The 1,033-nt window shown below is 66.3% G+C and carries 1 protein-coding gene; it reads right to left on the bottom strand.

Features of this window, described 5'->3' with window-relative positions:
* Window positions 1-219: 219 nt before the first annotated feature.
* Window positions 220-1,033, bottom strand: an 814-nt coding sequence (locus tag AU192_RS21890) for a transposase (RefSeq protein ID WP_133148053.1), incomplete at its 5' end; no start/stop codon positions are given.

Raw genomic sequence — 1,033 nt, forward strand, 5'->3', positions numbered from 1 at the left:
CAGACACCTTCGTAAGTGGTGTTTGTCAATGGTGGTTGGGGTGGCCTGCGCCGGTCCTGGTCTCAACGTAGTGCGTCAAACGGGTTCGATGTCCCTACTGCGTGCAACCGAGTTCTTCAGGACGGGCAGGGCCTGCTCATGGTGTCTGGCGAGATCAGTGATGGTGTCTCAGGGGCGCGTGGAGCTTGGCCCCAACCGTGGTCTTGGAGGGTGTGTTAGTTAGGCGGCTATGGGCATCACCTCGGCACCGGCCAGGCGGGTATCAAAGGGCACGCCCTTGGTGGTGATGACGTGCAGCCAACGCAACAGTGCCGCAGCGATCGCTGCGCGGGCCTGCCCGTCGGTGAGCCGATTGTGTTGGCGGGTGGTCAGATAGCGGTAACGAGCTGCCATCACCGGGTTGTGCGGCAACGCTCCCCAGACCGCGCGCCAAGCGGCCAGGCGCAGTCGTGGCCGGCCCCGCCGCGAGATCTGGCATCGGCCACGAAATGTACCGCTGGCGTTCTCACGGGGACACAGCCCGGCATGTTTGACCAGGGCCCGAGGACTGTCGAAGCGGGTGGGGTCACCGGTTTCAGCCAGCATGGCCGCTGCCCCGACCGCCGAGATACCCGGAATGGTGGTGACCAGTTCGGTGAGGTTGAGTTCGTCAAGTACCTCGACCATGCAGGTTTCCACCTCGGCCAGTCGGGCCTTGGCTGCGCGCCAATCGGCGAGCACCCAGCGGGCGCGTTCCAGGGCTCCATGTCGTTGGGTCCAGACCCCGGTCGGGTCGACCAAGGCCACATAGACCGCCTCAATGATGGCCCGTCGCCGGCGACACCCACCCCAGCGGGACAGTTCACGCACCACCGCGGCCTCGAATCGGGCCAGCCCGCCCCGTGCGAGTCGTTCGGGGTGGCCTGCGCAGCGGTCGAGCACCACCGCTAGGGCTGCACACCAATTGGAGGACTCAAACGGCTTGGCCGCTGCCTCGAGCACCCCCGGCCAGGCGCACTCGAGCAGATCGCGCAACTGGTGCACGCACGCGGTC

This window comes from Mycobacterium lehmannii, from assembly GCF_001499925.1.
Lineage (GTDB): Bacteria > Actinomycetota > Actinomycetes > Mycobacteriales > Mycobacteriaceae > Mycobacterium > Mycobacterium lehmannii.